The sequence below is a fragment of the Nonomuraea soli genome, assembly GCF_013761175.1.
GTDB classification, from domain to species: Bacteria; Actinomycetota; Actinomycetes; order Streptosporangiales; family Streptosporangiaceae; genus Nonomuraea; species Nonomuraea soli.
In genome coordinates this window covers 11,835-37,455 of the sequence record NZ_JACDUR010000008.1, presented here as the reverse complement: position 1 = coordinate 37,455, position 25,621 = coordinate 11,835, and the positions used below count along the sequence as shown (strand labels likewise).

Sequence of the window (25,621 nt, the reverse complement as noted above, 5' to 3'; positions counted from 1 at the left end):
CCCCGGCGTCGCTCAATACGGCTTCCGCAGGGGGTACGGCAGCGGCCCGGTTGTCGAGCTCCTCCATCACAACTCCGCCACTATCACCAGAAAACGGGCACGCGACGGCAGCCGCCTCGGTGCCTGCCGCTGTGCTGGGGGAAGCGGCGCCGAGGGCGTGGGGTACGTCGGTCACTCGCGGCCCACATCCCGGTGGCTGACCTGGACCTCCATGCCGCGGTCGCGCAACCGGCCGGCGATCTGCTCGGCCATGGCGACGCTGCGGTGCTTGCCGCCGGTGCACCCGACGGCCAGGGTCGCGTAGCTCTTGCCCTCACGTGTGTAACCTGCGGCGACGACCCCGAGCACCTCTTCGTAGGCGTCGAGGAACTCCTTGGCGCCCCGCTGGTTGAGCACGTAGTCGCGCACCGGGGGCTCCAGCCCGTTCATGGGCCGCAGTTCGGGCACCCAGTGCGGGTTGGGCAGGAAGCGGCAGTCGACGACCAGGTCGGCGTCGACCGGCAGGCCGTACTTGAACCCGAACGACACGACGTTGACCCGCAGCCCGGGCCGCTGCTCGCCGCCGAAGTAGGCGACGATCTTGTTGCGCAGCTCGTGCACGTTGAGCGACGAGGTGTCGATGACGAGGTCGGCGTTGGCCCGCACCTCGCGCAGGATGCCGCGCTCGCGCGCGATGCCGTCGACGAGCCGCCCCTCACCCTGGAGCGGGTGCGGGCGCCTGACGTTCTCGAACCGCTTGACCAGTTCCTCGTCGCCCGCCTCCAGGAAGACGACGCGCACCGGCACGCCGCGGCCCTCGAGCTCCTCGATGGCGGCGTTGAGGTCGGTGGTGAAGGCGAGGCTGCGCACGTCGACCACGGCGGCCACCTTGTCGGCGGCCAGCTTGACCCGGCCCGCCTCCTCGGCCATGGCGAACAGCAGGCCCGGCGGCAGGTTGTCGATGACGAACCAGCTCAAGTCCTCCAGGGCCTTGGCGGCAGTGCTCCGCCCCGCCCCCGACATGCCGGTGACGATGACGAATGCCGGCTCGCTCATGGGACCTATCCCTCCCCTTTCAGAGTCGCGACGATCACTTCGGCGATCGCGGGCCCGATGCCCTGGACCTCGCAGATCTCAGTGACGCTCGCCTCGCGCAGCCGCTTCACCGACCCGAAATGCTTCAGCAGGGCCTGCTTGCGTGCCGGCCCTAGGCCCGGCACGCTGTCGAGAGCGCTCTCCTTGAGGCTCTTGGCCCTCTTGGATCGATGGTAAGTGATGGCGAACCTGTGCGCCTCGTCACGGACCCGTTGCAGGAGGTAGAGTCCCTCGCTCGAACGGGCCATGATGACGGGCTGGTCGTCGCCGGGCACCCAGACCTCTTCGAGGCGTTTGGCCAGGCCGCAGACGCTGACGTCGTCGATGCCGAGCTCGTCGAGCGCCCGCTGGGCCGCCGCCGCCTGGGCGGGGCCGCCGTCGACCACCACCAGGTTCGGGGGGTAGGCGAACTTGCGCGGCCTGCCGGTCTCGGGGTCGATGGGGCCGGCCGCGCGATCGACCTCGTCGCCGAGCGGCTCGACCTCGCCGCGCCGCCTGCGCTTGCGCGCCGCCGCCCCACCGGCGACCGCGACGGGCGCGGGCTCCCTGGCGACATCGGCCGATCCGCCCGCCGTGCCACGCTCACCACCGCTCACCACCCCGGCGCCGCCCGCCGTACCTTCGTCATCCTGGGGCGCGGCGCCACGGGCCGCGCCGCCCTCGGCGCCCGTGCGCTGCGTGCCGCCTGCCGTACGGCTGTCGCGGCCCCGCTCTCCGGCGCCAGCCGAGCCGCGCTCGAACGCCCGGCCGCCTCCCGGGCCGGTGACGCGGTGGGGCTCGGAGACGGCCGACTCGAAGACCTCCGCCTCGTCGGACGACAGCCCGCCCGCCCCCGGATCCGGCGCGAGCTCCCCGGTCGCCGACCTCTCCTCCAGATAGCGCTTGAACCGCCGCTGGATCACCTCGTAGATCGAGGCGACGTCGCCTTCCTTGGTCTTCACCGCGAACCGCCGGTATTCGCTCTTGCGCGCCAGCCCGTCCTCGAACACCACCATCGACGCCACCACGTTCTCCCCCTGCAGGTGGGAGACGTCGTAGCACTCGATGCGCAGCGGCGCCTGGTCGAGCTCCAGCGCCTCGGCGATCTCCTGCAGAGCCTGGCTGCGCGTGGTCAGGTCGCTGGCGCGGCGCACCTTGTGCTGGACGAGCGACTCCTTGGCGTTGCGCTCGACCGTCTCCATGAGCGCCTTCTTGTCGCCCCGCTGCGGCACCCTGATCGCCACCCGGGCGCCGCGCTGCTCGGCCAGCAGTTCGGTGACGGCGTCGACGTCGGGCGGCAGCGAGGGCACGAGCACCTCGCGCGGAATCTCGGCCTCGGCGTAGATCTGCAGGAGGAAGTGTTCGACGAGCTCGGCGGGTGTGGTCTCCTCGACCTTGTCGACGACCCATCCGCGCTGTCCGCGGATGCGCCCACCGCGCACGTAGAACACCTGGACGGCGGCTTCGAGCTGGTCCTCGGCGAGCGCGATCACGTCGGCGTCGGTGGCCTCGCCCAGCACCACCGCCTGCTTCTCCAGCGCGCGCTGCAGCGCCTGGATGTCGTCGCGGATGCGCGCCGCCTTTTCGTACTCCATCTCGCCGGCGGCTTCGCGCATCTCCTTCTCGAGCCGCTTGATGAAACGCCCGGTGTTGCCCGCCATGAAGTCGCAGAAGTCTTCGGCCAGCGCCCGGTGCTCCTGCTCCGTCACCCGTCCGACGCAGGGCGCGGAGCACTTGTCGATGTAGCCGAGCAGGCACGGCCGGCCGATCTGACCGGCCCGCTTGAACACCCCGGAGCTGCAGGTGCGCACCGGGAAGACCCTGAGCAGCAGGTCGACCGTCTCGCGGATCGCCCAGGCGTGGGAGTAGGGGCCGAAGTAGCGGTTGCCCTTCCTGCGCGCGCCGCGCATCACCTGGACGCGCGGATACTCCTCGGCCAGCGTGACCGCCAGGTAGGGGTAGGACTTGTCGTCGCGATACTTGACGTTGAAGCGGGGGTCGAACTCCTTGATCCAGGAGTATTCGAGCTGCAGCGCCTCGACCTCGGTGCCGACCACGGTCCAGTCGACGGCGGCGGCGGTGGAGAGCATCGTCTGGGTGCGGGGGTGCAGGGCGGCGAAGTCGGCGAAGTAGGAGTTGAGCCGCTGCCGCAGGCTCTTGGCCTTGCCCACGTAGATCACGCGGGAGCCCGAGTCGCGGAACCGGTAGACGCCTGGTTCGTCGGGGATGGACCCCGGTCGGGGCCGGAAACTCAAGGTGCTCGCCACGTCCCCGAGCCTATCGGCCATGACTGACAATCGGGGTCGCGCTCGAGTGTCAGGGGACCCCAGAAGCGGGTGCCGGGCCGCGTGCCGTACGGCAGAGCCCCGAACGCGGCGTAGCCCGGGCGAGCCGTGATCGGCACGGCACCCGCCCGGGCTCAGCGCTCGGTGAAGCGACCCGCGCAGGCCCGGTCAGGCCAGCGAGATGTTGTCACCCTCCACCGTGATCGCCTGCTCGGGGAGCGGCTTCGGCGGCGGCCCCGCGACCACGGAACCATCGGTGATCTTGTACTTCCCGCCGTGGCACGGGCACACGATCTCCCCGTTGGCCACGCTGGCGACGATGCACCCCTGATGCGTGCACACGGCGCTGAATCCCTTGAACTCACCCGCCGTCGGCTGGGTGATGACGACCTTCTGGTCCTTGAAGACCGCGCCGCCTCCCACGGGGATGTCGGCGGTCGTGGCCAGTGCGCCGCTCCCGCTGCCGCCGCCGCCTCCGCTGGTGGCCTGGGCGGAGGAGGCGGGCGTGGTCGGCGAGGCGGCCTCGCTGGTGGCGCCGCTCGTGGCTCCGCCGGTGGTGGTCTCGCCACCGCAGGCGGCGATGGCCACGGCCAGCCCGCCGACTCCCACGCCCGCGATGACGGCCCTGCGCGTCTGTGATTGCTCTCGCATGCGATCAGCCAAGCGCAGGCTCGTTAAAAATTCATGAAAGGGTGATCGAGTCACCGTCCACATTTATCCCCATTTCCGGGAGCGGCTTCTGTGCGGGCCCGCTGGCGACGGACCCGTCGGCGATGTTGAAGGTGCTGCCGTGGCATGGGCAGTTGATCGTGCCGTTGGAGATGCTGCCCACGGTGCATCCCTGGTGGGTGCAGGTGGCGCTGAACGCCTTGAACTCGCCGGCCTTCGGCTGGGTGATGACGACCTTCTCGTCCTTGAAGATCTTGCCGCCGCCTTCGGGGATGTCGCCGGTCTTGGCCAGACCCGCCGCCTTCTTCTTGGGCGCCTTCGACTCGGCGCCGCCGCCCGCGTCGCCGGTGGGCTCGACCTCCGCGCTGGTGTCGGCGGCCGGCTGACCGTAGCCGGAGCAGGCGGTCAGCAGGGCCGCCAGGCCGGCGCCCCCGGTTCCGAGCATCACCGCGCGACGTGTCGTGTCACCCATGATCCGTTCCTCCCAGGTTGGTCTTTCTTCTTCAGGTACGGCTCGCGCCGTGACGCTGGTTCAGCCTGGCGGAACGGAAGTGGCGGAACTAGGGAGAATTACCGGTTCAGACGAGGATGAGCCCGTCGCCCTCGACCTTCACCTGGTAGGCGGTGAGCGGGGCGTCGGCCGGGCCCTTGAGGCACTGGCCGGTCTCGGCGGAGAACTGGCTGCCGTGGCAGGGGCAGGTCATCTTGCCGTCCTTGGGCTTGCTGACCGAGCAGCCCTTGTGGGGGCAGGCGGCGCTGAAGGCCTTGTAGACGCCGGCGGTGGGCTGGGTGATGACGATCTTCCACTTGGCGATCAGGGCGCCGCCGCCGACCGGCACGTCGGCCGTCTTGGCGATCACCTTGCCCTTGATGCCGGCGACGTTGGGCTTGGCGTTGCCGCCGCACCCGGCGAGCGCCACCCCGCACACCGCCGCCCCGGCCGCGCCCAGAACCTCGCGCCGCCCGACTCCGGGCATGCCGGAACCCCCGATCGACATGTTGCCTCCAGATTCCCCCGTTGCCCACGCCATACGGGGCCTTTGCTGTCACACAACTTTATGGGCGGGGGTGACCGGTCCGTGATCCGGGGGGCGTGGCCAAGATCAAGGGCGGGAATCCAAGGACCAGGCCCCCGGTGGAGCCCGCCTACCGTCGTCTGCCCTGTGCCGTGCCCCCACGGTCAGCGCACGGTGGGCGAGCGGTCAGCGGCAGGGTGCACCGTCGCGGTCATGACGACGATCACCCCCGATCCCGGAACGCCCGACGCCTCCGTCACCGCCCCACGACGCCCGCCCGCAGCCCCGCGCTGGTGGCGCCGCCCCTGGGTGGCACCACTGTTCGTCGTGGTCGCCGCCTTCCTGGCCTTCTCGCTGCCGCCCTACCTCAGCCTGGACGCGACCCGGTCACGCGTTCCCGCCCCCGAGTGGTTCCCCCCGCACTTCGTCATGCTCTCGCTGCACGTGATCTTCGGCTCGATCGCCATGGTCAGCTGCTGCCTGCAGATCTGGCCCTGGTTCCGCAACCGTCACCCGGCGGCGCATCGCCGCATCGGCCGGGTGTACGTCTTCGCCGGCGTGCTCCCGTCGGGCCTGATGGGCCTGGTCATCGGGATCGCCACCCCTTTCGGCCCGGTGGCGATGGCCAGCGACGTGCTCCTGGCGCTGCTGTGGCTGGGCTACACGTTCGTCGGCTTCCGCCTGGCCCGCCACCGTCGTTTCGCCGAACACCGCAGGTGGATGGTGCGCAGCTTCGCGCTGTGCATGTCGATCATCACCAACCGCCTGTGGGGCGTGGTCACCATCCTCAGCCTGTCGGAGGTGCCCCGCTACGCCGGCAACCCCGCGTGGCTGACGGAGGCCGCCGCGGGAATGAACACCTGGCTGGGATGGGTGCTGCCGCTCCTGGCCGCCGAGTGGTGGCTCGAACGCGACGCCTCCCGCCGCCGCGCCAGGCGCCGTGCCGCGATCTGACCTTTAGGAGGGTACGGCGGGGCACGACGCCCCGCCGTACCCGGGTCACAGCTCGAGGATCTTCTTCAGGAACCGCCCGGTGTGCGACGCCTCCACCATGGCGACCTCCTCCGGCGTGCCGGTGGCGACCACGGTGCCTCCGCGCGAGCCGCCCTCGGGTCCCATGTCGATGAGCCAGTCGGCCGTCTTGATGACGTCGAGGTTGTGCTCGATGACGATGACCGTGTTGCCGCCGTCGACCAGGCGTCCGAGCACGCCGAGCAGGCGCCGGATGTCTTCGAAGTGCAGGCCGGTGGTCGGCTCGTCGAGCACGTAGATGGTGCGCCCGGTCTGCCGCCGCTGGAGCTCGGAGGCGAGCTTGACTCGCTGCGCCTCGCCGCCGGACAACGTCGTGGCGGGCTGCCCGAGCCGGACGTATCCCAGGCCGACGTCGTTGAGCGTCTGGAGGTGGCGCTTGATGGCCGGGATGGCCTCGAAGAAGCCCAGGGCCTCCTCGATCGGCATGTCGAGGACCTCGGCGATCGTCTTGCCCTTGTAGTGGACCTCGAGGGTCTCGCGGTTGTAGCGGGCCCCGTGGCAGACCTCGCACGGCACGTAGACGTCGGGAAGGAAGTTCATCTCGATCTTGATCGTGCCGTCGCCGGAGCACGCCTCGCAGCGCCCGCCCTTGACGTTGAAGCTGAACCGCCCCGGCTGGTAGCCGCGGACCTTGGCCTCGGTGGTGGCGGCGAAGAGCTTGCGCACGTGGTCGAAGACACCGGTGTAGGTCGCCGGGTTGGAGCGCGGGGTGCGCCCGATCGGCGACTGGTCGACGTGGACGACCTTGTCGACCTGGTCCATGCCGGTGACGCGCGAGTGGCGGCCGGGAACCGTACGCGCGCCGTTGAGCTCCTTGGCCAGGGCGTTGTAGAGGATGTCGTTGACGAGCGTCGACTTGCCCGAGCCGGAGACGCCGGTGACCGCGGTGAAGACGCCGAGCGGGAAGTCGACGTCGACGCCGGTGAGGTTGTGCTCGCGCGCGCCCTTCACCGAGATCTGCCGCTTCTTGTTGCGCGGGCGGCGGATCGGCGGCACCACGATGGAGCGCCGTCCCGACAGGTAGGCGCCGGTGAGCGACTCCTCCGAGGTCAGCAGGTCCTGGACGGTGCCGGAGACGACGACCTGGCCGCCGTGCTCGCCCGCGCCCGGGCCGATGTCGACGATCCAGTCGGCCGCCTCGATCGTGTCTTCGTCGTGCTCGACGACGATCAGGGTGTTGCCCATGTCGCGCAGGCGGATCAGCGTGTCGAGCAACCGCATGTTGTCGCGCTGGTGCAGGCCGATGGAGGGCTCGTCGAGGACGTAGAGCACGCCCACGAGCCCCGAGCCGATCTGGGTGGCCAGCCGGATGCGCTGCGCCTCGCCGCCGGCCAGCGTGCCCGCCGCCCGGTCCATGGTCAGGTAGTCGAGGCCGACGTCGAGCAGGAAGCCCATCCGGGCGTTGATCTCCTTGACCACCCGCTCGGCGATCTGCATGTCGCGGTCGGACAGCTTCAGCTCGGCCAGGAAGCCGGCGCACTCGCCGATCGACATGCCCGAGACCTCGGCGATCGACTTGCCGGCCACGGTGACGGCCAGCGAGACCGGCTTGAGCCGCGCGCCCTTGCAGGCCGGGCACGGCACCTCGCGCATGTAGCCCTCGAAGCGCTCGCGGGTGGCGTCGCTCTCGGCCTCGGCGTGGCGGCGCTGCACCCAGGCGATGACGCCCTCGTAGGTGGTGTAGTAGGCGCGCTGCCTGCCGTAACGGTTGGAGTAGCGCACGTGGACCTGCTCGTCGTGACCGAACAGCAGGGACTTCTGCGCCTTCTTCGGCAGCTTCTCCCACGGGGTGTCCATGGTGAAGCCCATGGCCAGGCCGAGGGCCTCGATGAGGCGGCCGAAGTATTCGGTCGTGTGCCCGCCCGACCAGGGGTGCAGCGCGCCCTCGTCGAGACTCTTCTCGGGGTCGGGCACGACCAGGTCGGGGTCGACCTCCATCTTGGTGCCCAGGCCCGTGCACTCGGGACAGGCGCCGAAGGGCGAGTTGAAGGAGAACGAGCGCGGCTCGAGCTCCTCGAACGACAGGTCGTCGTAGGGGCAGTAGAGGTGCTCGGAGTAGAAGCGCTCGCGGTTGGGGTCGTCTTCCGGCAGGTCGACGAACTCCAGCGTGATCGTGCCGCCGGACAGCTGCAGCGCGGTCTCGACCGAGTCGTTGAGCCGCCTGGCCGAGGAGGCCTTGACCGCGAGCCGGTCGACGATCACCTCGATGGTGTGCTTCTCGTACTTCTTCAGCGTCGGCGGCTCTTCCAGCCTGATGACGGTGCCGTCGACGCGCGCCCTGGCGAAGCCCTTGGTCTGCAGCTCGCGGAAGAGCTCGGCGTATTCGCCCTTGCGCTCTCTGATCACCGGCGCGAGCACCTGGAAGCGGGTGCCCTCGTCGAGCTCCATCACGCGGTCGACGATCTGCTGCGGCGTCTGGCGCGCGATCGGCCTGGCGCACACCGGGCAGTGCGGCTTGCCGATGCGGGCCCACAGCAGCCGCAGGTAGTCGTAGACCTCGGTGATCGTGCCGACGGTCGAGCGGGGGTTGCGGCTGGTGGACTTCTGGTCGATGGAGACGGCCGGCGACAGTCCCTCGATGAAGTCGACGTCGGGCTTGTCCATCTGGCCCAGGAACTGGCGCGCGTAGGAGGACAACGACTCGACGTAACGCCGCTGGCCCTCGGCGAAGATCGTGTCGAAGGCCAGGCTCGACTTGCCCGAGCCGGACAGGCCGGTGAAAACGATCAGGGAGTCTCGCGGAAGGTCAAGCGAGACGTCCTTGAGGTTGTGCTCTCGTGCCCCACGCACGATCAAGCGGTCTGCCACGGCGATCCCGGATCTGTAGAGAGTGGATAGGTCCACGGGGATGATAGGCGGGGGGTCCGACAATTTTGGGCCGCGCTCAACCCACCGGCCAGAAAGCGCCAGCCAAAAATCAGCGGCCCCTCCAGACTACGGCTTCCCGGATAGGGCCACCCCGCCTTCAGAGGTACAACCCTGCTGCGTGCGGCTTTATGCCATGGTGAAATATCGGCACATGACCCTCATCACCTTGCTTTCGAGGGAACTGGCCGACGCCACCGACGACCTCCAGGCCACCGCCGCCCGCCTCGGCGACGCCGAGGTGGCCGCCCCTTCCGCGCTTCCCGGATGGTCGCGCGGGCACGTGCTCACCCATCTGTCCCGTAACGCCGAGAGCATCGTGCGCCTGCTCACCTGGGCGCGCACCGGCGAGCCGACACCGCAGTACCCCTCACCCGAGACCCGCGAGGCCGAGATCGAGCACGGCGCCGGCCGCCCCGCCGCCGAGCAACTGGCCGACCTCACCTCCACGTCCGTACGGCTGGCCGGCGAGATCGCCTCGATGCCCGCCTCCGCATGGCAGGGCACGGTCAGCGGCATGCTCCCTCCGCCGCACCCCGGCTGGTACCTGCTGGTGCGCAGGATCCGCGAGGTGCGCTACCACCACGTCGACCTCGCCGCCGGGTACGGCCCGCGGGACTGGCCCGAACCCTTCGCACTCCGGGAGCTGCACGATTGCCTGGCCTGCTGGCCGTACGGCATGAGCACGATCAGCGAGATCCACCTGCCGTCACCGGGCGGCGGGGTGTTCGGCGGCCTCGGCGACGGCCCGGCGGTCGCGGGATCGGCGGCGGATGTCCTCGCCTGGCTCACCGGGCGGTCGGCAGGCGAGGGGGTTAGTGTGGTGTCCGGTAAGGGCGGGCCGCCATCGCCACCACCCTGGATGGTCACCACGGCGCCCGCCGATCTGCCCGCAGCACCCCCGGAGGAGTACCCATGACTTACAGCGGCGACGTCCAGGTCGGCGGGCCGGCCGACGTGCGCGAACTTCCCGAGCTGACGATCACCAAGCTGGCCGTGGGTCCCTGGGAGAACAACGCCTACCTGCTCCGCTGCACGGCGACCGGACAGCAGCTCCTCGTCGACGCGGCCAACGACGCCGACCGGCTGCTCGCCCTGCTCGACGGCGGTTCGCTCGACACGATCGTCACCACCCACCAGCACGGCGACCACTGGCAGGCGCTGGAGCAGATGACCAGGGTGACCGGTGCGAAGACCGTCGCCCATCCGCTCGACGCCCCCGCCCTGCCCGTCGCGGCCGACCGCACCGTCGAGCACGGCGACAAGATCGCCGTCGGGGAGGTGGAGCTGGAGGTGATCCACCTGCGCGGCCACACGCCCGGCTCGATCGCGCTGCACTACAACGGTCACCTGTTCACGGGCGACTCGCTGTTCCCCGGGGGTGTGGGCAACACCAACAAGGATCCCGAGCGGTTCACGCAGCTGTTCGACGACGTGGTGCAGCGGCTGTTCGAGCGGCTGCCCGACGAGACGTGGTTCTACCCGGGCCATGGCAAGGACTCCACGCTCGGCGCCGAGCGCCCGTCGCTGGCGGAGTGGAGGGAGCGCGGCTGGTAACGGCCCACTCAGGCGTCGCGGCCGGAAGCGCCTCGCTCAGGGGCTTCGCGGCCGGAGGCGGCACTCTGGCTTCGCGGCCAGAAGCGGCGCTCAGGCGATCGGCCGGGACGCGGCCCTGTTCAGACGCGGAATTGGAAGAGCCGCGCGATGCGTTGCGCGGCTCCTTCCGGATCGTCGGCCAGGCCCAGCACCTCGCCCCACGACCAGCGGTAGAACCAGCCGTCCGACAGCGGCACGCAGTCGACGGTCTCGGTGAGCATGGCCGACTCCGCACTGCTGACCTTGAGCGCCGGCGGATCCGATCGGAGCGTCACCTCAAGCCCCCGCGCCTCGAGCTCGTCGGCCAGCCGGCCCAGGAAGTAGGTGCGGGTGTGCTCGCGCATGAGGCCATGAAACCCGATGGCCGGGCAAATGTCCCCGGCCATCGAAGAAGAAGTCGTCGGTCGTTCAGCTGACCTTGCGCTTCTCGCGCTTGTAGAACAGCATGCGCAGCGGGATGGCCGCCACCAGCGCGATCTGCATCGCGCCGCCGACCTTGATGGGCAGGTCGCCGTTCTCGGGGAAGGCCACCCAGAAGGTCAGGAAGGCGACGTTGACCAGGATCCAGGCCAGCACGACGGCCAGCAGCTGGCCTTTCGGCTTGGGATACTCGATGCGGCTGACCATCAGCCACGCGACGCCCAGCAGGGCGGCCAGCACCAGGTAGTTGGGCGTGGTGAAGAGCATGATGATCGAGATGACCGTCATGGCGCCCATCGGGATGGGCAGGCCCATGAAGTCGCCGCTCTTGGTCTTGACGCAGGCGAAACGCGCCAGCCGGACGACGCCGGCGAGCAGGATGGCGCCCGCGACCAGCAGGACGCTCCACAGCTGCAGATCGCCGGACGAACTGCCCCAGATCACGACCATGAAGGCCGGCGCGAAGCCGAAGCTGATCACGTCGGCCAGGTTGTCGAGCTCCGCGCCCATGGCCGAGGCGCGGAAACGCCGGGCCACCAAGCCGTCGAACAGGTCACAGGTGGCGCCGATGAGCAGGAGCACGACCGCGGTCGCGAAGAAGCGCGGCTCGACCTTCAGCCCGTGGCCCGCCTGCAGCGACTGGATCGCCGCCGTGGCCATGACGCACACGGACAGGAAGCCGCACAGGGCGTTGCCCAGCGACAGCGAGTCGGCAGCCGAGAGCCGGAAGGCCTTTCCGACGGGCCCCTGGGGCTCGTCGGCGGTCTCCTCCCAGCGTCCCGCGTCAGCCGCGGTCAATTCTGGTCACCCCCGCTGTCGTCTTCTCCCCGACGGTGACCGCCGGAGAGATGCCTTCGGGAAGGTAGATGTCGACACGCGAGCCGAACCTGATGAGCCCGATGCGCTCGGTCTGGACGACCTTGGCGCCCGCGGTCAGGTACGGCACGATCCGGCGCGCCACCGCGCCCGCGATCTGCACCATCTCGATGTCGCCGAGCGCGGTGTCGAAATGCCACACCACGCGCTCGTTCTGGTCACTGTCCTTGTTGAACGCCGGCAGGAACCCACCCGCCACATGCTCCACGGAAGTGACGGTCCCCGCAAGGGGAGCGCGGTTGACGTGGACGTTCAGCGGGCTCATGAAGATCGCGACCCGGGTGCGGCCGTCGGGCCACGGGTCGATGCTCTGCACGACGCCGTCGGCGGGCGAAAGAACGCGGCCCAGTCCGGGATCCCTCTCGGGGTCGCGGAAGAACCAGAGCATGCCTCCCGTGAGCGCCGTGAGCGGCACGGCCGCCAGCGCCCAGCGCTTGTCCTTGGCGGACAGCAGCGCAGTGGTCGCCGCCGCGGCGACCGTCGGAAGGAACCACGGAGTGACACCACGGGCGAGACGAACGCGCCCGGGCTTAGCGGAATCTGACACGGACAACCTTTAGACGGTGACTACGGACTGGCGCTTCGCCGTGATGTTACCTATCACGTGGCGCAACCTCACAAGCAAAGCGCCTCACGGGCCGTTTCGCTACCCCTGCGGCAGTTCGGCCTTCTTCTTGTCGCTCCTGGACTTCAGGAGGCTGGCCACGGTGGTGATGACCATCGTGGCGGCGATCACGGCGAGTGAGACCGTGATCGAGATCTCAGGTGCCCACGCGACGCCGCTTTCGTGCAGCGCGTGGAATACCAGCTTAACCCCGATGAAAGCGAGGATGAACGCGAGGCCGTAGCTGATGTAGACCAGCCGCTCCAGCAGACCACCCAGCAGGAAGTACAGCTGACGTAGTCCCATCAGGGCGAACGCGTTGGCGGTGAAGACGATGAACGGGTCCTGCGTCAGGCCGAAGATGGCCGGGATCGAGTCGAGCGCGAACAGCAGGTCGGTGGAGCCGATGGCGACCATCACGATCAGCATCGGGGTGACCATGCGCCTGCCGTCGATCTTGACGGTCACCTTGGAGCCGACATAGGTCGGGGTGGTCGGGAAGGCCCGGCGCACCCAGCGGAGCAGGGCGTTCTCCTTGAACTCCTCGTCGTCGCCCTTGAGGTGGCCGCGCACGATGTTGATCGCGGTGTACACCAGGAAGGCGCCGAACACGTAGAACAGCCAGGAGAACCGCTCGAGGGCCGTGGCGCCGAGCGCGATGAAGATGCCGCGCATCACCAGCGCCATCAGGATGCCGACCAGCAGCACCTTGTGCTGGTATTCGCGCGGCACCGCGAACCTGCTCATGATGATGAAGAAGATGAACAGGTTGTCGACGGACAACGAGTATTCCGTGATGTAACCGGCGAAGAACTCACCGGCCACCTGTCCGCCGCCCCAGATCCACATCACGATGCCGAACGCGACCGCCAAGGCGACGTAGAACGTCACCCAGAAGCCCGCCTGGCGCATGGTGAACTCTTTGGCCTCGCCGCGGTCGACGATCCATAGATCAACGGCGATGACGACCAGCAATCCGGCGATGACGGCGATCCACGCCCACATAGGTACGACCACGGTTCACTAACCTTCCGGCGCGCATGACAGACGACCGGAGGTCTCTCCCGCCAGCCCGATAGCGTGCGGACCGGCAGCCCCGGGGGCCCGATGGAATCGGGCTGCACCGTGATGACGAGGCTGCCGCGAAGGGATACTCCCCTCCCTAACCCAAGCAGTATAGGGGAACGCCGAACCAGCCCTTTATCTTCCCCTCACGGGGTAGACCGTCAAAACTGCGTCAATCGCCGCCCTCTCGTCAGGAAGCGCGCTGCCGCGCTCGGCCGACGCCCGCGCGAGCCCCTCCCGCCGCCGCAGAGCCTGCTGTACGGCACGGCCCATCGCCGCCGCGTCGCCGTACGGCACCAGCAGCCCGGCACCCGCGAGCAGGTCCGGAATGCCGCCCACCTCGGTGGCGACCACGGGCACGCCCGCCATGAGCGCCTCGCTCATCGACAGGGGCTGGCCCTCCCACCTGCTCGGCCACAACGCCACGTCGGCGGCGGCGAGCAGGTCGGGCACGTCGTCGCGCCAGCCGAGCAGGCGCACGGGGAGGTGCTCGGCGTCGATGCGGCGCTGAAGCTCCTCGCGCAGGGGGCCGTCACCCGCGATCACGAACAGCGGCGCCGGCTCGGGCCACGGGCCCCGGGCGGCGTCGAGCAGGAGGTCGAGGCCTTTTTGCTGGGCCAGGCGGACGTTGCTCAGGACGATGGGACGCTCCGCGCCCTCCCGCGCCGCCGCAGCTCCCACACGCGGGGCCGTGTCACCGGAGGCGGTGTCGCCCGAGCTGTCGCCACCCGAGCTCGCGGGACTCGAGCCGGCGCCACCGGAGCCCGCAGCACCCGAACCCGCAGCACCGGAGCCCGCAGCACCCGAACCCGCAGCATCGGCGCCTGCGAGACCGGAGCTCGCGCGACCCGACCCCGCGAGACCCGAGCCGGAGGGACCCGAGCCCGCGCCATCTGCCTGTGCCCCGCCCGGCGTCGTTCCGCCCGGCGCCGTTCCGCCCGGCGCCGTTCCGCCCGGCGCCGTTCCGCCCGGCACCCCGGCGGCTGGGTCCACGGCGCCGTTGCCCCGCAGGAGTTCGGCCCGTACCTCGGCGGCCGGGCGCGTGACCGGCCTGAGCGGCGGCGCGGGCACCACGGCCAGGCCCACCTCGCGAGCCCCCAGTGCCGTCATCCGCTCCGTCAGGTCGCGCGAGACGCCCAGCACCAGGTCGGCGCGGCGAGCCACGATCCGCTCCAGCACCCCGTAGACCGCCCCGATCGCCCCTGAGGCGGTGAGCGCGTTGTGCAGCGTCACCACAAGCCTCGCCCGCCCGCCGACGAGAGCGAGCGCGGCCAGCGCTCCGGCACGCAGCCCATGCGCGTGCACGACATCCGCCTCCCTGGTCGCGCGCCGCATCGCCGCCACCGCGCGGGCGTCGTTGACCGGGTGCGGCCGATCGGAGACGGGCACCTCGACGAAGCGTGCCCCGGCTCCCGTGAAGTCGAAGGACTCTTCCGTGCTGCGGGGCCCGATCACCACGACCCGGTGCCCGTGGCGCGCGAGCCCGGCGGCGAGCATGCGCACGTGCCTGCCCGTGCCTCCCGAGGTGGTGCCGAGAACCAGCGCCACCCGAAGCGACTCTCCCATCGAAGCCTCCCTCACCGCACCGCCACCCACCAACACTGATCACCCACCGCTGGGCACCCCGCGCCGGCGCAGCACGCGCCCGAGTGCCGCCTTGGCGTCCTCCCGGTCGACCACGGAGGCGACCGCCAGGAACCCGCCACCCGCCAGCACGGCCGCGCCCACCGCGACCGCGAGGCTAGCCGCGGCCCCCGCCTCGCGAAGCGGCCACGCCAGCGCCGTGCCCGCGAGGAACGCGACGACCGCCCCGGCGACCGCCGCGGCCAGGGCCCGGCCGAGCCCGGCCAGGGCACGGGACCCGTGCGCCCGCCGTACGGCCAGGCCGATCAGCACCCCTCCCACGCTCATCCCGAGCGTGCTGCCCAGCGCCAGCGCCCCCACCACGAGCTGCGGCGAGTCCATCACGGCCACCAGCGCCGGCTGCGACACGAGCGTGACCATCCATCCGGTCACCGTCGCCGTGGCCGCGGCCCGGCCGTGGCCGGAGGAGTACAGCACCCGCCCCAGGTGGAACAGCAGGCAGTATCCGATCAGCCCGGGTGCGAACAGCGCGACGGCCCAGGCCATCATCTCCGGCTCCGCCCCGCTCCTGCCCTCCAGGAACACCCGCGCCGTCGGGATCGCCACCGCCGCCATCACCCCGGCCGCCAGCCCCGACAGCAGCAGCACCGCCCGCGTGGTCGAGGCGGACAGGGCGTCGAAGCCCTGCTTCTCGCCGTTGGCCGCCTTGGTGGACAGCGAAGGGAAGGCGCTGGTGCCGATGGGTACGGCGAGCACGGCGTAGGGGAGCTGCAGCAGCGCCCACGCGTAGTTGTAGACCGGCACCGCACCGACGGCGCTGTTGGCCAGCCGGATCGCGACGATCAGCGTCACCTGCTGGGCGATGAGGACGGCCAGCCCCGCCAGGCCGAGCCTGCGCGCCTCGGCGGCGACGCCGGGCGGGAAGGAGAGGGTGGGCCGCCAGCGCAGCCGGAGCCTGGCCACGGGCCCGAGCACGGTGACGACCATCGCCGCCGCGGCGATGGTGGCCCCCACCGACAGCACCAGCTCCCCGGCTTCCGTCAGCGCGGACAGGTCGTCCTGGGCGCCGTTGGAGACGGGCAGGAAGGCCAGGTAGGAGCCGATGATGAGCAGGCTGGAGACCAGCGGGGCCAGGGCGGGGCCGAGGAAGCGGCGGTGCGCCTGCAGCACGCCGTAGAGCACCACGGCCAGGCCGAAGAAGAGCATGCGCGGGGCGAAGACGAGCAGCATGTCGGCGCCGACCGCGATGACCTGGGCGCTGTCGCACCCCTGCATGCCGGAGGGGGTGAGCAGGCGCACGATGGGCTCGGCGAACACCGCGACGGCCACGGTGAGCGGCAGCAGGACCAGCGTCACCCAGGTCAGCAGCGCCGAGGCGATGCGGCCGGTCTCGTCCTTCCTCGCGGGGTCGGCCGCGGCGGCCGACAGCACGGGGACGACCATCCCGGCCAGCGCGCCTCCGGCGACCAGCTCGAAGACGATGTTGGGGACGTAGTTGGCGGTGCTGTAGGCGGAGTTGAGGCAGCCGTTCTCGAGGGTGACCGACTGCACCAGGTAGCGGCCGAAGCCGATCACTCGCGCGACCATCGTGATCGCCGCGATCAGCAGCGCCGCCCCGGCGACGGTCTTGACCGCCCGCCCGCTCACTCGCTCAGCCCCCCGTCCTTTCGCCACAGAGATGCATCCTGGCAGACGGCGGCGACAGTCTTGGACCTCAGACGGCCCGGCGTCCCAGCATGTCGATCTTGTTGAGCGCCGGGTTGCCCGCGATCACCTTGGTGAAGCTGATCTTCTCGGAGGCAGCGGTCAGCGCGGCGACGGTGCCGAGGACGGCCAGCCGTCCGGGACGCCCCAGCTGGGTGGCGGCTGCCAGGCCGATGAGGGCTCCCAGGGCGTTGGCTCCGGCGTCGCCGAGCATGGCCCGCTCGCCCAGGTCCTCGGGCAGCAGCGCGGCGGCCGCGCCCAGCGGGATCGCGGCCAGCGCCGCCGCGGCGGGCCGGTCGCGCAGGACGGCGGCGGCCAGCAGGGGGCCCCCGGTGAGCAGGCCCACCTTGATCGCCCGGCCGGGGCGCAGGTCGAAGAGGTTGGCCAGGTTCGCGCTCCCTGCGATGAGAGCACCGTTGACCAGCACGTCGAAGAGGCCGCCACCGGAAGGCGAGACGCCGAAGCCGCCGCCGGAAACCGATGCGACGCCGGACAGCGACGCGCCGTCGACGTCCGATGCCGGGCGCGCCGCCCCCGCACCGCCGCGCGTCAGACCCGCCGCCAGCATGCCCGTGGCGCCGATTCCGAGGATCTTGACCGCTCCGCTGGTCACCTCACCGCGGGCGAGCGCGCTCAGGTGCCCCTTGAAGCCCTTCGACGACGCCGTGCCGTACAGGTCGTCGTAGGCGCCCAGGGCGCCGCTGCCCGCGCCGGCCACCAGCGCCGCCAGCCGCAGCCGTCCGGGAAGCCCGGGTGTCAGGGCCGCGCCCGCCGCCGCGCCCGCGACCAGCGCGGGGCCTTCGAGCAGGGTGAGCGTCTCGCCGCGGTGGTTGGTGCGGTTCCACCGGTCGTCCTTGCCGGCGGCGCGCCGGGTGAAGGCGGTGTAGGCGACGCGGGCGGCGACGGCGCCGACGGCGCCGCCGGCCAGGGCGTGCAGCAGCGCACGGGCCACGATCAGCTCCCGGAGAGGGTGGGGGTCGGTGTCGGGACGGCGGGCACCGGCGGCTGGAAGGCCGAGGCGCCGGTGCCGATCCCGTACTGGCCGGCTCCGCCGGCCACCTGTTCCTGCAGAGCGTAGACGACCACGACGCGCCCGGCGGGCATATTGAGGGTGTCGATGCTGGAGATCCGCTTGGAGGCGTCGCCGTCGTCGCGCAGCGCCCCGAGCACGCCGCCGGTCGCGGTGGAGGTGACGGTGGAGGCGATGAGCGCGCCGCGCCCGTAGGCGTCGAGGCCGTCGGTCAGGGCGACCACCCCGGCGGCCTGCGCCTCGGCCGTCTCCCCCTGGAACGGCGTCTCGGGGGCGAACACGACCGCGAGCGTGGCGCGGGCGGTGATCTCGTCCTCGACGGAGATGAGCCCCCCGCTCTCGAAGGCGGTGAGCGCCAGGCCGCCCAGCGTCTCTGTGGCGTCTTCCTTGGTCATCAGCGCGTTGCCCAGGACGATCCCCGCCTTGTCGTACGGCGTGGCGTCGGGCGGGAAGGCGACCCCGGTCGGCTGGAGGGTGGTGGACGACTCGTTGAGCAGGTTGTCGTTGGAGTCGAGGAACCGCTCCGACAGCGAGATGCGCCCGACGATGCTCCCTCCCGCCTGCTGCAGCACCTGCTCCTGCAGTTCGCGCAGGGAGGCGGTGGCGCCCGGCATGTCGACCAGCAGCAGCCGCTGCCCGGTCAGGTCGCCGGAGACCAGCTGGGGTGTCATCGCGGTGACGAAGGCGTCGTTGCCCTTCTCGCGCCGGTTGAGAGCGTCGAGCTGGGTGCGCAGCTCCTGCTTCTCGGCGGTCAGGGTGTCGGTGACCTGCTTGGCCGACTCGAGAGCCGGCTCCTGCAGCAGGGTCGTGCCCAGCACGATGCCCGTCGCCAGGGCCAGGAAGATGGCCACGATGGAGACGAGGTGATAGCGAAAATCGATCACGAGAAGAGTCCGACCAGCCAGAAGATGAAGCCGTTCCAGAAGTCCTGCAGTCCGTTCAGCCACGTCTGGCCGAGCGGGGAGACGCCGAGGGCGACGCCCATGGTGACGAGCGCGGCCAGGGCCAGGAGGATCAGCGAGCTGAGGGAGATCCTGCTGCGGTAGAGCAGGCTGACGCCCTTGGGCTCGATCAGCTTGCTGCCCACGCGCAGGCGGGTCAGCCAGGTGCTGGCCATGCCCGAGCGGCCCTTGTCGAGGAACTCCTCGAGGGTCCAGTGGGTGCCGACGGCGACCATCAGCTCGGCGCCCTTGTCGTCGGCCATGAGCATGGCGATGTCTTCGCTGGTGCCGATCGCCGGGAAGACGACGGCCTCGCGGCCGAGCTGGTGGACGCGCTCCAGGCCGGGGGCGCGGCCGTCGCGGTAGGCGTGGACGACGAGCTCCGCTCCGCAGGTCAGCGCCTTGGTGGAGACGGAGTCGAAGTCTCCGATGATCATGTCGGGCAGGTAGCCCGCCTCGAGCAGGGCGTCGGCGCCGCCGTCGACGCCGAGGAGCACCGGCCTGAACTCCCTGATGTAGGGGCGCAGCATGGCCAGGTCTTCGCGGTAGTGGTGGCCGCGCACCACGATGAGCACGTGGCGGCCTTCGATCTTGGTCCTGATCTCGGGCACGCTGACGCCGTCGATGAGGAGCTTGCCTTCACCCCGGACGAATTCCATGGTGTTGACCGCGAACGACTCGATCTGCACCGACAGCCCGGCGCGGGCCTCCGCCATGGCGGCCTCGACGGTCTCGAGGGTCTGCACGTCGCCCTTGCCGGCGATCTCGTCGTCGAGGTAGACGACGCCCTCGTGGACCCTGACGACGTCGCCGTCCTTGATCCGCTCGAACAGCTCGGGGGTGGCGTTGTCGACGAACGGCACACCCGCCTCGACGAGGATCTGGGGCCCGAGGTTGGGGTAGCGGCCACTGCACCCGGCGGCCACGTTGACCACCGCGGCGACACCGCACGCGACCAGGGCCTCCGCGCTTACTCGGTCGACGTCGACGTGATCGATGATCGCGATCTCGCCGGCCTTGAGACGCTTGGTCAGCCTCTTGGTCCGGCGATCGATTCTCGCCACTGCCGTCAGTCCGGGAAGGTCGTTGCCCTTCCTGCTGCGGAGGCCCGGCAATCTGTTCCCGGGTACCTTCATCAAGACCATCCTGCCAGAGCCCAGCAGTCCGGGGGCCATGCACTGCGCGGCGTGTCCGTTACGTCACGCAGGATCACCTGTCGGCTGCGGCCAGTGCGAGCAATTCCTCCGCGTGCGCCCTGCCCAGTTCGGAATCTTCCAACCCCGCCAGCATGCGCGACAGTTCGCGCACCCTGTTCTCGTGGTCGAGCGCGACGACGCCGCTGCGCACCACGCTGCCGTCGGAGGCCTTCTCGACCACCAGGTGCTGGTCGGCGAAGGCGGCCACCTGGGGCAGGTGGGTGACGACGATCACCTGGGCGGTGCGGGCCAGCCGGGCCAGGCGGCGGCCGATCTCGACCGCCGCCTTGCCGCCGACACCCGCGTCGACCTCGTCGAAGACGAAGGTCGGCACCGGGTCGGCACCGGCGAACACCACCTCGATCGCCAGCATGACGCGCGACAGCTCACCGCCCGAGGCGCCCTTGTGCAGCGGCAGCGGGGGCGCCGCCGGATGCGCGGCCATGCGCAGCTCGACCTCGTCGACGCCCTCGGGGCCGAACTCGCCGCTCTGTGTGAGATGCACCACCACCCGCGCGTGCGGCATCGCCAGCGCGGTCAGCTCCTCGGTCACGGCGTCGCCGAACCGCTCGGCGGCTCCCTGGCGGATGCGGGTGAGATCGGAGGCCAGCTCGGTCAGCTTGCCGGTGAGCTCGGTGTATTCGCGCTGGAGGTCGTCGATGCGGTCGTCGTCGCCTTCGAGCTCGGTCAGGCGGGCGGCGGCCTGCTCGGCCCAGGCGAGCACGCCCTCCGAGGAGTCGGCGTACTTGCGGATCAGGCCGGTGAGCAGGGCCCGGCGTTCTTGCACGACGCTGAGCCGTACGGGATCGGCCTCGATGGACTCGGCGTAGGCGGCCAGGTCGGTGGCCACGTCGGAGATCAGATAGCCCGCCTCGGCCAGCCGCTCGGCGACGCCGCCCAGCGACGGGTCGAAGTCGCGCACCCCCTCGATGGCCGAGCGCGCCTGCCCGAGCAGGGCGATCACGTCGAAGGCGCTGTCGGACATGGGGTCGCCCAGCAGGGCGGTATGGGCGGTGGTGGCGGCGGTGCGCAGGGTGTCGGCGTGCGAGAGGCGCTCCTCCTCTTCGCGCAGCTCCACGTCCTCGCCCGCCTTGGGGGCGGCCTTCTCGATCTCGTCGAGGCTGAAGCGCAGCAGGTCGGCCTCCTGGACCCGCTCGCGCGCCTTGGCGGTCAGCTCCTCCAGCAGCGCGGAGACCTGCTTGTGGCGCTTGTAGGACTGGCGGTAGGCGCGCAGCGGCTTGACCAGGTCCTCGCCGGCGTAGCGGTCGAGGGCGGCGCGCTGCCTGGCGGCCTGGAGCAGGCGCTGCTGGTCCATCTGGCCGTGGACGGCCACCAGGTCGTCGGCGAGGTAGGTCAGCGTGCCGACCGGGACGGTGCGCCCGCCCAGCCACGCGCGCGAACGGCCTTCCGCACTCACCGTCCGTGAGATGATCAGCTCGCCCTCTTCGACCTCACCGCCGATGTCCTCGACCTGCTGGGCCACCCGGCCGCCCGCCTCGATGACGAGCGTGCCCTCGACCGTCGCGCGATCGGCGCCCGGCCGGATGCGCGAGGGGTCGGCCCGGCCGCCGAACAGCAGCCCGAGGCCGGTCACGACCATCGTCTTGCCCGCGCCCGTCTCGCCCGTGACCACGTTGAAGCCCGGCGATAGCTGGAGCACGGCCTCGTCGATGACGCCGAGCCCCTGGATGCGGACCTCCTCGACCCTTGGTCGCACCGCACACTCCCGTCGCTCCGAACACCTGTGCGCATGTGATCCTACGCTCACCAGGACGCACTTGACCGCGCATCAAGGGTCTCAGGGACGCACCCTGCCACGCCATCCCTGCACCGGAAGCTCGAATTTCGCGACGAGCCGATCGGTGAAGGGCGCTCCGGTGTGCTCCAAACCCTGGATCCGCGCCAGCCGTACCGGCGTGTCGGATCTGCGCACCTCAACGCGGGTGCCCGCGGGCAGGTCGAAGCGGCGGCGCCCGTCGCACCACAGCACCCCGCCGGGCGTGTCGGGCAGGATCTCCACCGCCAGGGTCGAGCGCGGCGAGACCACCAGCGGCTTGGCGAACAGCGCGTGGGCGCTGATCGGCACCATCAGCAGCGCCTCGACCTCCGGCCACACGACCGGGCCGCCGGCCGAGAAGGCGTAGGCGGTCGAGCCGGTCGGTGTCGCGCAGATCACCCCGTCGCAGCCCCAGCGCGACAGCGGGCGGCCGTCGATCTCGGCGACGACCTCCAGCATGCGATCACGCTTTTCCACGGTGGCCTCGTTGAGCGCCCAGGTGTCGGCGATCAGCGTGCCGTTCTGCCTGGCCACCACGTCGATGGTCATGCGCTCCTCGACGTCGTAGCGCCCGGCGACCAGGCTGTCGACGGCCGCCTCGAGGTTCTCCACCTCGGCCTCGGCCAGGAAGCCGACGTGCCCGAGGTTGACGGCGAACAGCGGGGTGCCCGCGGGCCTGGCCACCTCGGCCGAGCGCAGCAGCGAGCCGTCGCCGCCGAGCACGATCATCATCTCGGCGTCCTTGGCGGCCTCCGGCTCGCAGCACACCACCTCGACGCCGGGGCAGCCGACGTCGCGGGCCTCGGTGTCGAGCACCCTGACCACGAAGCCCGCAGCGAGCAGGCGGCCGATCACCAGCCGCGCGCTGTCGATGGCGGCCTCGCGTCCGGTGTGCACGCTGACCAGGACGATCCTGGTGCCACTGGTGTACGGCACGCGCATCCCTCGCTTCATTGGGGCCCTTCCGCCACGGCTCGCAGCAGTTCGGCCTCGATGTCGTCGACCGGTGGTTCGCCCTGGCCCTTGCCCAGCCACAGCAGGTATTCGACGTTGCCCGACGGTCCGGGCAGCGGGCTGTAGGTGACGCCGCGGACCGTCAAGCCCAGCTGCCGCGCCGCCGCGGCCGCCTGCCGTACGGCATCGGCCCGGAGTTCGGGGTCGCGCACGACGCCTCCGGCGCCCACTCGCTCCTTGCCCACCTCGAACTGCGGCTTCACCAGCATGACGAAGTCGGCGTCAGCGGCGGCGACCCGTGACAGGGCGGGCAGGACGAGTTTGAGCGAGATGAACGACAGGTCGCCCACGATCAGGCTCGGCGGGACGTCGCCGATCATCTCGGGCGTCAGGTCGCGCACGTTGACCCGCTCCATGACGGTGACGCGCTCGTCGGTGCGCAGGCTCCAGGCCAGCTGGCCGTAGCCGACGTCGACGGCGAGCACGCGGGCGGCGCCGTGGCGCAGCAGCACGTCGGTGAAGCCGCCCGTGGAGGCTCCGGCGTCGAGGCAGTGGCGGCCCTCGACGCGCAGCGCCTTGAAGGTCTCCAGCGCGCCGAGCAGCTTGTGCGCTCCGCGCGAAACGTAGTCGGGGCCCTCGTCGGTGCTGACGACGACCGCCGCGTCGGTGCCGACCTGCGTGGCGGGCTTGGTCTTGACCTGGCCGCCGACGGCGACCCGTCCCTCCTCGATGAGCTGGGCGGCCTGCTCCCTGGACCTGGCCAGCCCCCTGCGGACCAGCTCGGCGTCGAGCCTGACCCGGCGGCTCACCCTCGTGCTCCGAGCACTGTGATCATGCCTCCGCCGAGGCCAGGGCCTCCTCCAGGGCCGAGCACGCCTGCTCGAAAACCGCCACTTGCTCCCCCACCGGCAGCCCGGCCACGCGGTCGAGCCCGCGCACGACCGCATCGACCCGCTCATCACTCATGAGACGACCGTAACGCACCCGGCACTCGACCCGGTCTGTCGCACGTTCAAACTGTCGACACCGGGATACGTTCTCGGATATCGACCTGCGAAGGGATGCGCCACATGGCAAGCGTCGAGGAGTGCCGCGAGGCTCTGGTCAAGCTCGTCGCGCAGTTCGACGAGATCGGCGAGGCGGACCGCGCCAAGCATGTCGTGGACCGTACGGTCAGCTGCCGCATTCCGGACCTCGATGTGACCTTCCACGGCCGCCTGCGCGAGGGCCGGCTGGAGATCTTCGACGCTCCGGACGACGCCAAGGCCGACATCAAGCTGACGATGGCCAGCGACGACCTCATCAGGCTGGTCGACGGCGAACTGGACATGGGCCGTGCCCTGCTCGGCGGCAAGGTCAAGATCGACGCGAGCTTCGGGGACCTGTTGCGCCTGCGCCGCCTGCTATAGTTAACTTTTGCGTTAACTGTTACGGGAGGTCTTAATGATCGTTGAGACCGAGGCACTCGGCCGCACCTTCGGCGAACGCACCGCCGTCGACGCCCTCACCTTCCACATCGCGCCCGGCGAGATCGTCGGCCTGCTCGGCCCCAACGGCGCGGGCAAGACCACCACCATCCGCATGCTCGCCACGCTCCTGCCCGCCTCCTCGGGCACCGCCCGCGTGTGCGGCCACGACATCCGCGACGACCCCGACGCCGTACGGCGGAGCATCGGCTACGTCATGCAGCAGGTCTCCCCCATGGGCTACTACCTGCTCACCGGCCGCGAGAAGGCCGAGATCGAGGCGTCCCTCTACCACGTGCCGCGCAGACGGGTGAAGGAACGCGCCGCCGAGGTCCTGGACCTCGTCGGGCTCACCGAACACGCCGACCAGCTCGTCCAGGAGTACTCCGGCGGCATGCAGAAGCGCCTCGAACTCGCCTGCGGCTTGCTGCACCGGCCCGAACTGCTCATCCTCGACGAGCCCACCCTCGGCCTCGACGTGCAGTCACGCCACCACGTGTGGGAGCACATCCGCACCCTCGGCGTCGCCGTCCTGCTGGCCACCAACTACATGGACGAGGCCGACCGGCTCTGCGACCGGCTCACCATCATCGACCACGGCCGCACCGTCGCCACCGGCACACCCGCCGAGCTCAAGGAGGCTCTAGGCGTGCTCACCCTCGACGACGTCTTCCTCGCCCACACCGGACGGGAGGTGTCCTGATGACACAGGAGGTCCTCGCCCTGACCAGGCGCTGGGTGATCATCCTTTTCCGCGAGCGGCTGAACCTGCTCTTCAGCGTGCTGCAGCCCGCCGTCTGGCTCGTCTTCTTCGCCGGAGGACTGTCGGGGGCCGTCGTCATCGACGACTACATCGCCTTCGCCCTGCCAGGCGTCATCGCCTTCACCGTCGTCGGCAACAGTGTGACGGCCGCGATGCCGCTGCTGTTCGACAAGGAGACCGGCTATCTCGACAAGCTGCTCAGCATGCCGATCAGGCGCGGGTCCATCCTGCTGTCGCGGTTCGTGTTCCAGGTGGGGATGAACTCCGCGCAGGTGATCGTGATCCTGCTCATCGCCCTCCCCCTGGGCGTACGGCCGGCGACCGGCGTGCCGGGGGTGATCGGGATCCTGGTGACCACGGCGCTGCTCACCCTCGCGATCACCTCGGCCGCGCTGGCCCTGGCCTGCGCGGCGCCGTCCCACGGGACCTTCTTCGCGATCACGGGGTTCGCGACGCTGCCGCTGTTGTTCATGAGCAACGCGTTCGTGCCGGTGGACTCCATGCCGGCGTGGATGGAGCCGATCGCGCGGGCCAACCCGCTCACGTACGCGATCGAGGCGATGCGGTTGCTGGTGATGGAGGGGTGGGGCGGAGGGGTGCCGGTGGCGCTGGGGGTGCTGGGGGTGGCCTCCGGCGCGCTGCTGGGGGTGGGGGTGTGGCAGTTCGCGCGGCAGACGGGGCAGCGGGTGGCGTAGCGCTTGGCCGCCCGTTTACTGCTCCCGCGG

The 25,621-nt window shown here is 70.6% G+C and carries 24 protein-coding genes and 1 pseudogene; 6 read left to right on the top strand and 19 right to left on the bottom strand.

The features are described 5' to 3' along the window. Positions 1-171 precede the first annotated feature (171 nt). From rapZ to HNR30_RS36370, 5 genes and pseudogenes are all read right to left on the bottom strand, one after another. A complete protein-coding gene (gene rapZ / locus HNR30_RS36390; RefSeq protein ID WP_181614699.1) occupies positions 172-1,035 on the bottom strand; it encodes an RNase adapter RapZ in 864 nt (287 codons plus the stop codon). 14 nt (positions 1,036-1,049) lie between these two features. Next, positions 1,050-3,341 (bottom strand): annotated as a pseudogene (gene uvrC, locus HNR30_RS36385) (excinuclease ABC subunit UvrC); the annotation flags it as partial. A 165-nt stretch (positions 3,342-3,506) separates the two neighbouring features. Then, on the bottom strand, positions 3,507-3,989 hold the full coding sequence (locus HNR30_RS36380; RefSeq protein WP_181614697.1) for a Rieske (2Fe-2S) protein: 483 nt from the start codon (positions 3,987-3,989) through the stop codon (positions 3,507-3,509). 31 nt (positions 3,990-4,020) lie between these two features. Next, entirely contained in the window at positions 4,021-4,479 is a 459-nt protein-coding gene (locus tag HNR30_RS36375) for a Rieske (2Fe-2S) protein (protein ID WP_181614696.1), read from the bottom strand. Positions 4,480-4,585: 106 nt separating this feature from the next. After that, a complete protein-coding gene (locus tag HNR30_RS36370; protein WP_181614695.1) occupies positions 4,586-5,005 on the bottom strand; it encodes a Rieske (2Fe-2S) protein in 420 nt (139 codons plus the stop codon). A gap of 231 nt (positions 5,006-5,236) precedes the next feature. On the opposite strand from HNR30_RS36370, the gene HNR30_RS36365 reads away from it, so the two are divergent. Next, positions 5,237-5,977, top strand: coding sequence for a DUF2306 domain-containing protein (locus tag HNR30_RS36365; protein WP_181614694.1), 741 nt, complete (start codon positions 5,237-5,239; stop codon positions 5,975-5,977). 45 nt (positions 5,978-6,022) lie between these two features. On the opposite strand, the gene uvrA is transcribed toward HNR30_RS36365, so the two are convergent. Next, positions 6,023-8,863, bottom strand: a complete 2,841-nt coding sequence (gene uvrA, locus HNR30_RS36360; RefSeq protein ID WP_181614693.1) for an excinuclease ABC subunit UvrA — start codon at positions 8,861-8,863, stop codon at positions 6,023-6,025. A gap of 211 nt (positions 8,864-9,074) precedes the next feature. On the opposite strand from uvrA, the gene HNR30_RS36355 reads away from it, so the two are divergent. After that, complete coding sequence (locus tag HNR30_RS36355; RefSeq protein ID WP_181614692.1) at positions 9,075-9,839, top strand: maleylpyruvate isomerase family mycothiol-dependent enzyme; 765 nt, start codon at positions 9,075-9,077, stop codon at positions 9,837-9,839. Beyond that, a complete protein-coding gene (locus tag HNR30_RS36350) occupies positions 9,836-10,477 on the top strand; it encodes an MBL fold metallo-hydrolase (protein ID WP_181614691.1) in 642 nt (213 codons plus the stop codon). The genes HNR30_RS36355 and HNR30_RS36350 overlap by 4 nt, the downstream gene beginning before the upstream one ends. Before the next feature lie 119 nt (positions 10,478-10,596). On the opposite strand, the gene HNR30_RS36345 is transcribed toward HNR30_RS36350, so the two are convergent. From HNR30_RS36345 to HNR30_RS49640, 13 genes are all read right to left on the bottom strand, one after another. Next, positions 10,597-10,860 (bottom strand): hypothetical protein, encoded by a 264-nt coding sequence (locus HNR30_RS36345; RefSeq protein ID WP_181614690.1) that lies wholly within the window; start codon positions 10,858-10,860, stop codon positions 10,597-10,599. A 64-nt stretch (positions 10,861-10,924) separates the two neighbouring features. After that, positions 10,925-11,734, bottom strand: coding sequence for a CDP-alcohol phosphatidyltransferase family protein (locus HNR30_RS36340; RefSeq protein WP_181614689.1), 810 nt, complete (start codon positions 11,732-11,734; stop codon positions 10,925-10,927). After that, positions 11,721-12,365, bottom strand: a complete 645-nt coding sequence (locus tag HNR30_RS36335; RefSeq protein WP_181614688.1) for a phosphatidylserine decarboxylase — start codon at positions 12,363-12,365, stop codon at positions 11,721-11,723. Before HNR30_RS36335 ends, HNR30_RS36340 begins: the two co-directional genes overlap by 14 nt. A gap of 93 nt (positions 12,366-12,458) precedes the next feature. Continuing rightward, positions 12,459-13,433 carry a TerC family protein gene (locus tag HNR30_RS36330; protein WP_181614687.1) on the bottom strand — a complete coding sequence of 325 codons (975 nt, stop codon included), beginning with the start codon at positions 13,431-13,433 and terminating at the stop codon, positions 12,459-12,461. A gap of 183 nt (positions 13,434-13,616) precedes the next feature. Continuing rightward, complete coding sequence (locus tag HNR30_RS36325; RefSeq protein ID WP_181614686.1) at positions 13,617-15,047, bottom strand: glycosyltransferase family 4 protein; 1,431 nt, start codon at positions 15,045-15,047, stop codon at positions 13,617-13,619. Positions 15,048-15,086: 39 nt separating this feature from the next. Beyond that, entirely contained in the window at positions 15,087-16,712 is a 1,626-nt protein-coding gene (murJ, locus tag HNR30_RS36320; protein WP_312894891.1) for a murein biosynthesis integral membrane protein MurJ, read from the bottom strand. A 67-nt stretch (positions 16,713-16,779) separates the two neighbouring features. Continuing rightward, entirely contained in the window at positions 16,780-17,721 is a 942-nt protein-coding gene (locus HNR30_RS36315) for a hypothetical protein (protein ID WP_181614685.1), read from the bottom strand. A 2-nt stretch (positions 17,722-17,723) separates the two neighbouring features. Further along, positions 17,724-18,683, bottom strand: a complete 960-nt coding sequence (locus HNR30_RS36310; protein ID WP_181614684.1) for a copper transporter — start codon at positions 18,681-18,683, stop codon at positions 17,724-17,726. Next, entirely contained in the window at positions 18,680-19,876 is a 1,197-nt protein-coding gene (gene steA, locus HNR30_RS36305; RefSeq protein WP_181614683.1) for a putative cytokinetic ring protein SteA, read from the bottom strand. The genes HNR30_RS36310 and steA overlap by 4 nt, the downstream gene beginning before the upstream one ends. Before the next feature lie 73 nt (positions 19,877-19,949). Next, positions 19,950-21,653 (bottom strand): DNA repair protein RecN, encoded by a 1,704-nt coding sequence (gene recN, locus HNR30_RS36300; protein WP_181614682.1) that lies wholly within the window; start codon positions 21,651-21,653, stop codon positions 19,950-19,952. 81 nt (positions 21,654-21,734) lie between these two features. Beyond that, on the bottom strand, positions 21,735-22,667 hold the full coding sequence (locus HNR30_RS36295) for an NAD kinase (RefSeq protein ID WP_246380013.1): 933 nt from the start codon (positions 22,665-22,667) through the stop codon (positions 21,735-21,737). Then, positions 22,664-23,476: a TlyA family RNA methyltransferase gene (locus tag HNR30_RS36290; RefSeq protein ID WP_181614681.1), complete on the bottom strand. Its 813-nt coding sequence runs from the start codon at positions 23,474-23,476 to the stop codon at positions 22,664-22,666. Before HNR30_RS36290 ends, HNR30_RS36295 begins: the two co-directional genes overlap by 4 nt. Before the next feature lie 22 nt (positions 23,477-23,498). Continuing rightward, positions 23,499-23,633 carry a hypothetical protein gene (locus HNR30_RS49640; RefSeq protein ID WP_281389923.1) on the bottom strand — a complete coding sequence of 45 codons (135 nt, stop codon included), beginning with the start codon at positions 23,631-23,633 and terminating at the stop codon, positions 23,499-23,501. A 104-nt stretch (positions 23,634-23,737) separates the two neighbouring features. On the opposite strand from HNR30_RS49640, the gene HNR30_RS36285 reads away from it, so the two are divergent. The 3 genes from HNR30_RS36285 to HNR30_RS36275 are packed head-to-tail and all read left to right on the top strand — an operon-like array spanning position 23,738 to position 25,591. Continuing rightward, the gene (locus HNR30_RS36285; RefSeq protein ID WP_181614680.1) at positions 23,738-24,076 is read left to right on the top strand and encodes an SCP2 sterol-binding domain-containing protein; all 339 of its coding nucleotides are present in this window, start codon (positions 23,738-23,740) and stop codon (positions 24,074-24,076) included. Positions 24,077-24,110: 34 nt separating this feature from the next. Continuing rightward, positions 24,111-24,836 (top strand): ABC transporter ATP-binding protein, encoded by a 726-nt coding sequence (locus tag HNR30_RS36280; protein ID WP_181614679.1) that lies wholly within the window; start codon positions 24,111-24,113, stop codon positions 24,834-24,836. Further along, positions 24,836-25,591, top strand: coding sequence for an ABC transporter permease (locus HNR30_RS36275; protein WP_181614678.1), 756 nt, complete (start codon positions 24,836-24,838; stop codon positions 25,589-25,591). Before HNR30_RS36280 ends, HNR30_RS36275 begins: the two co-directional genes overlap by 1 nt. Positions 25,592-25,621 lie beyond the last annotated feature (30 nt).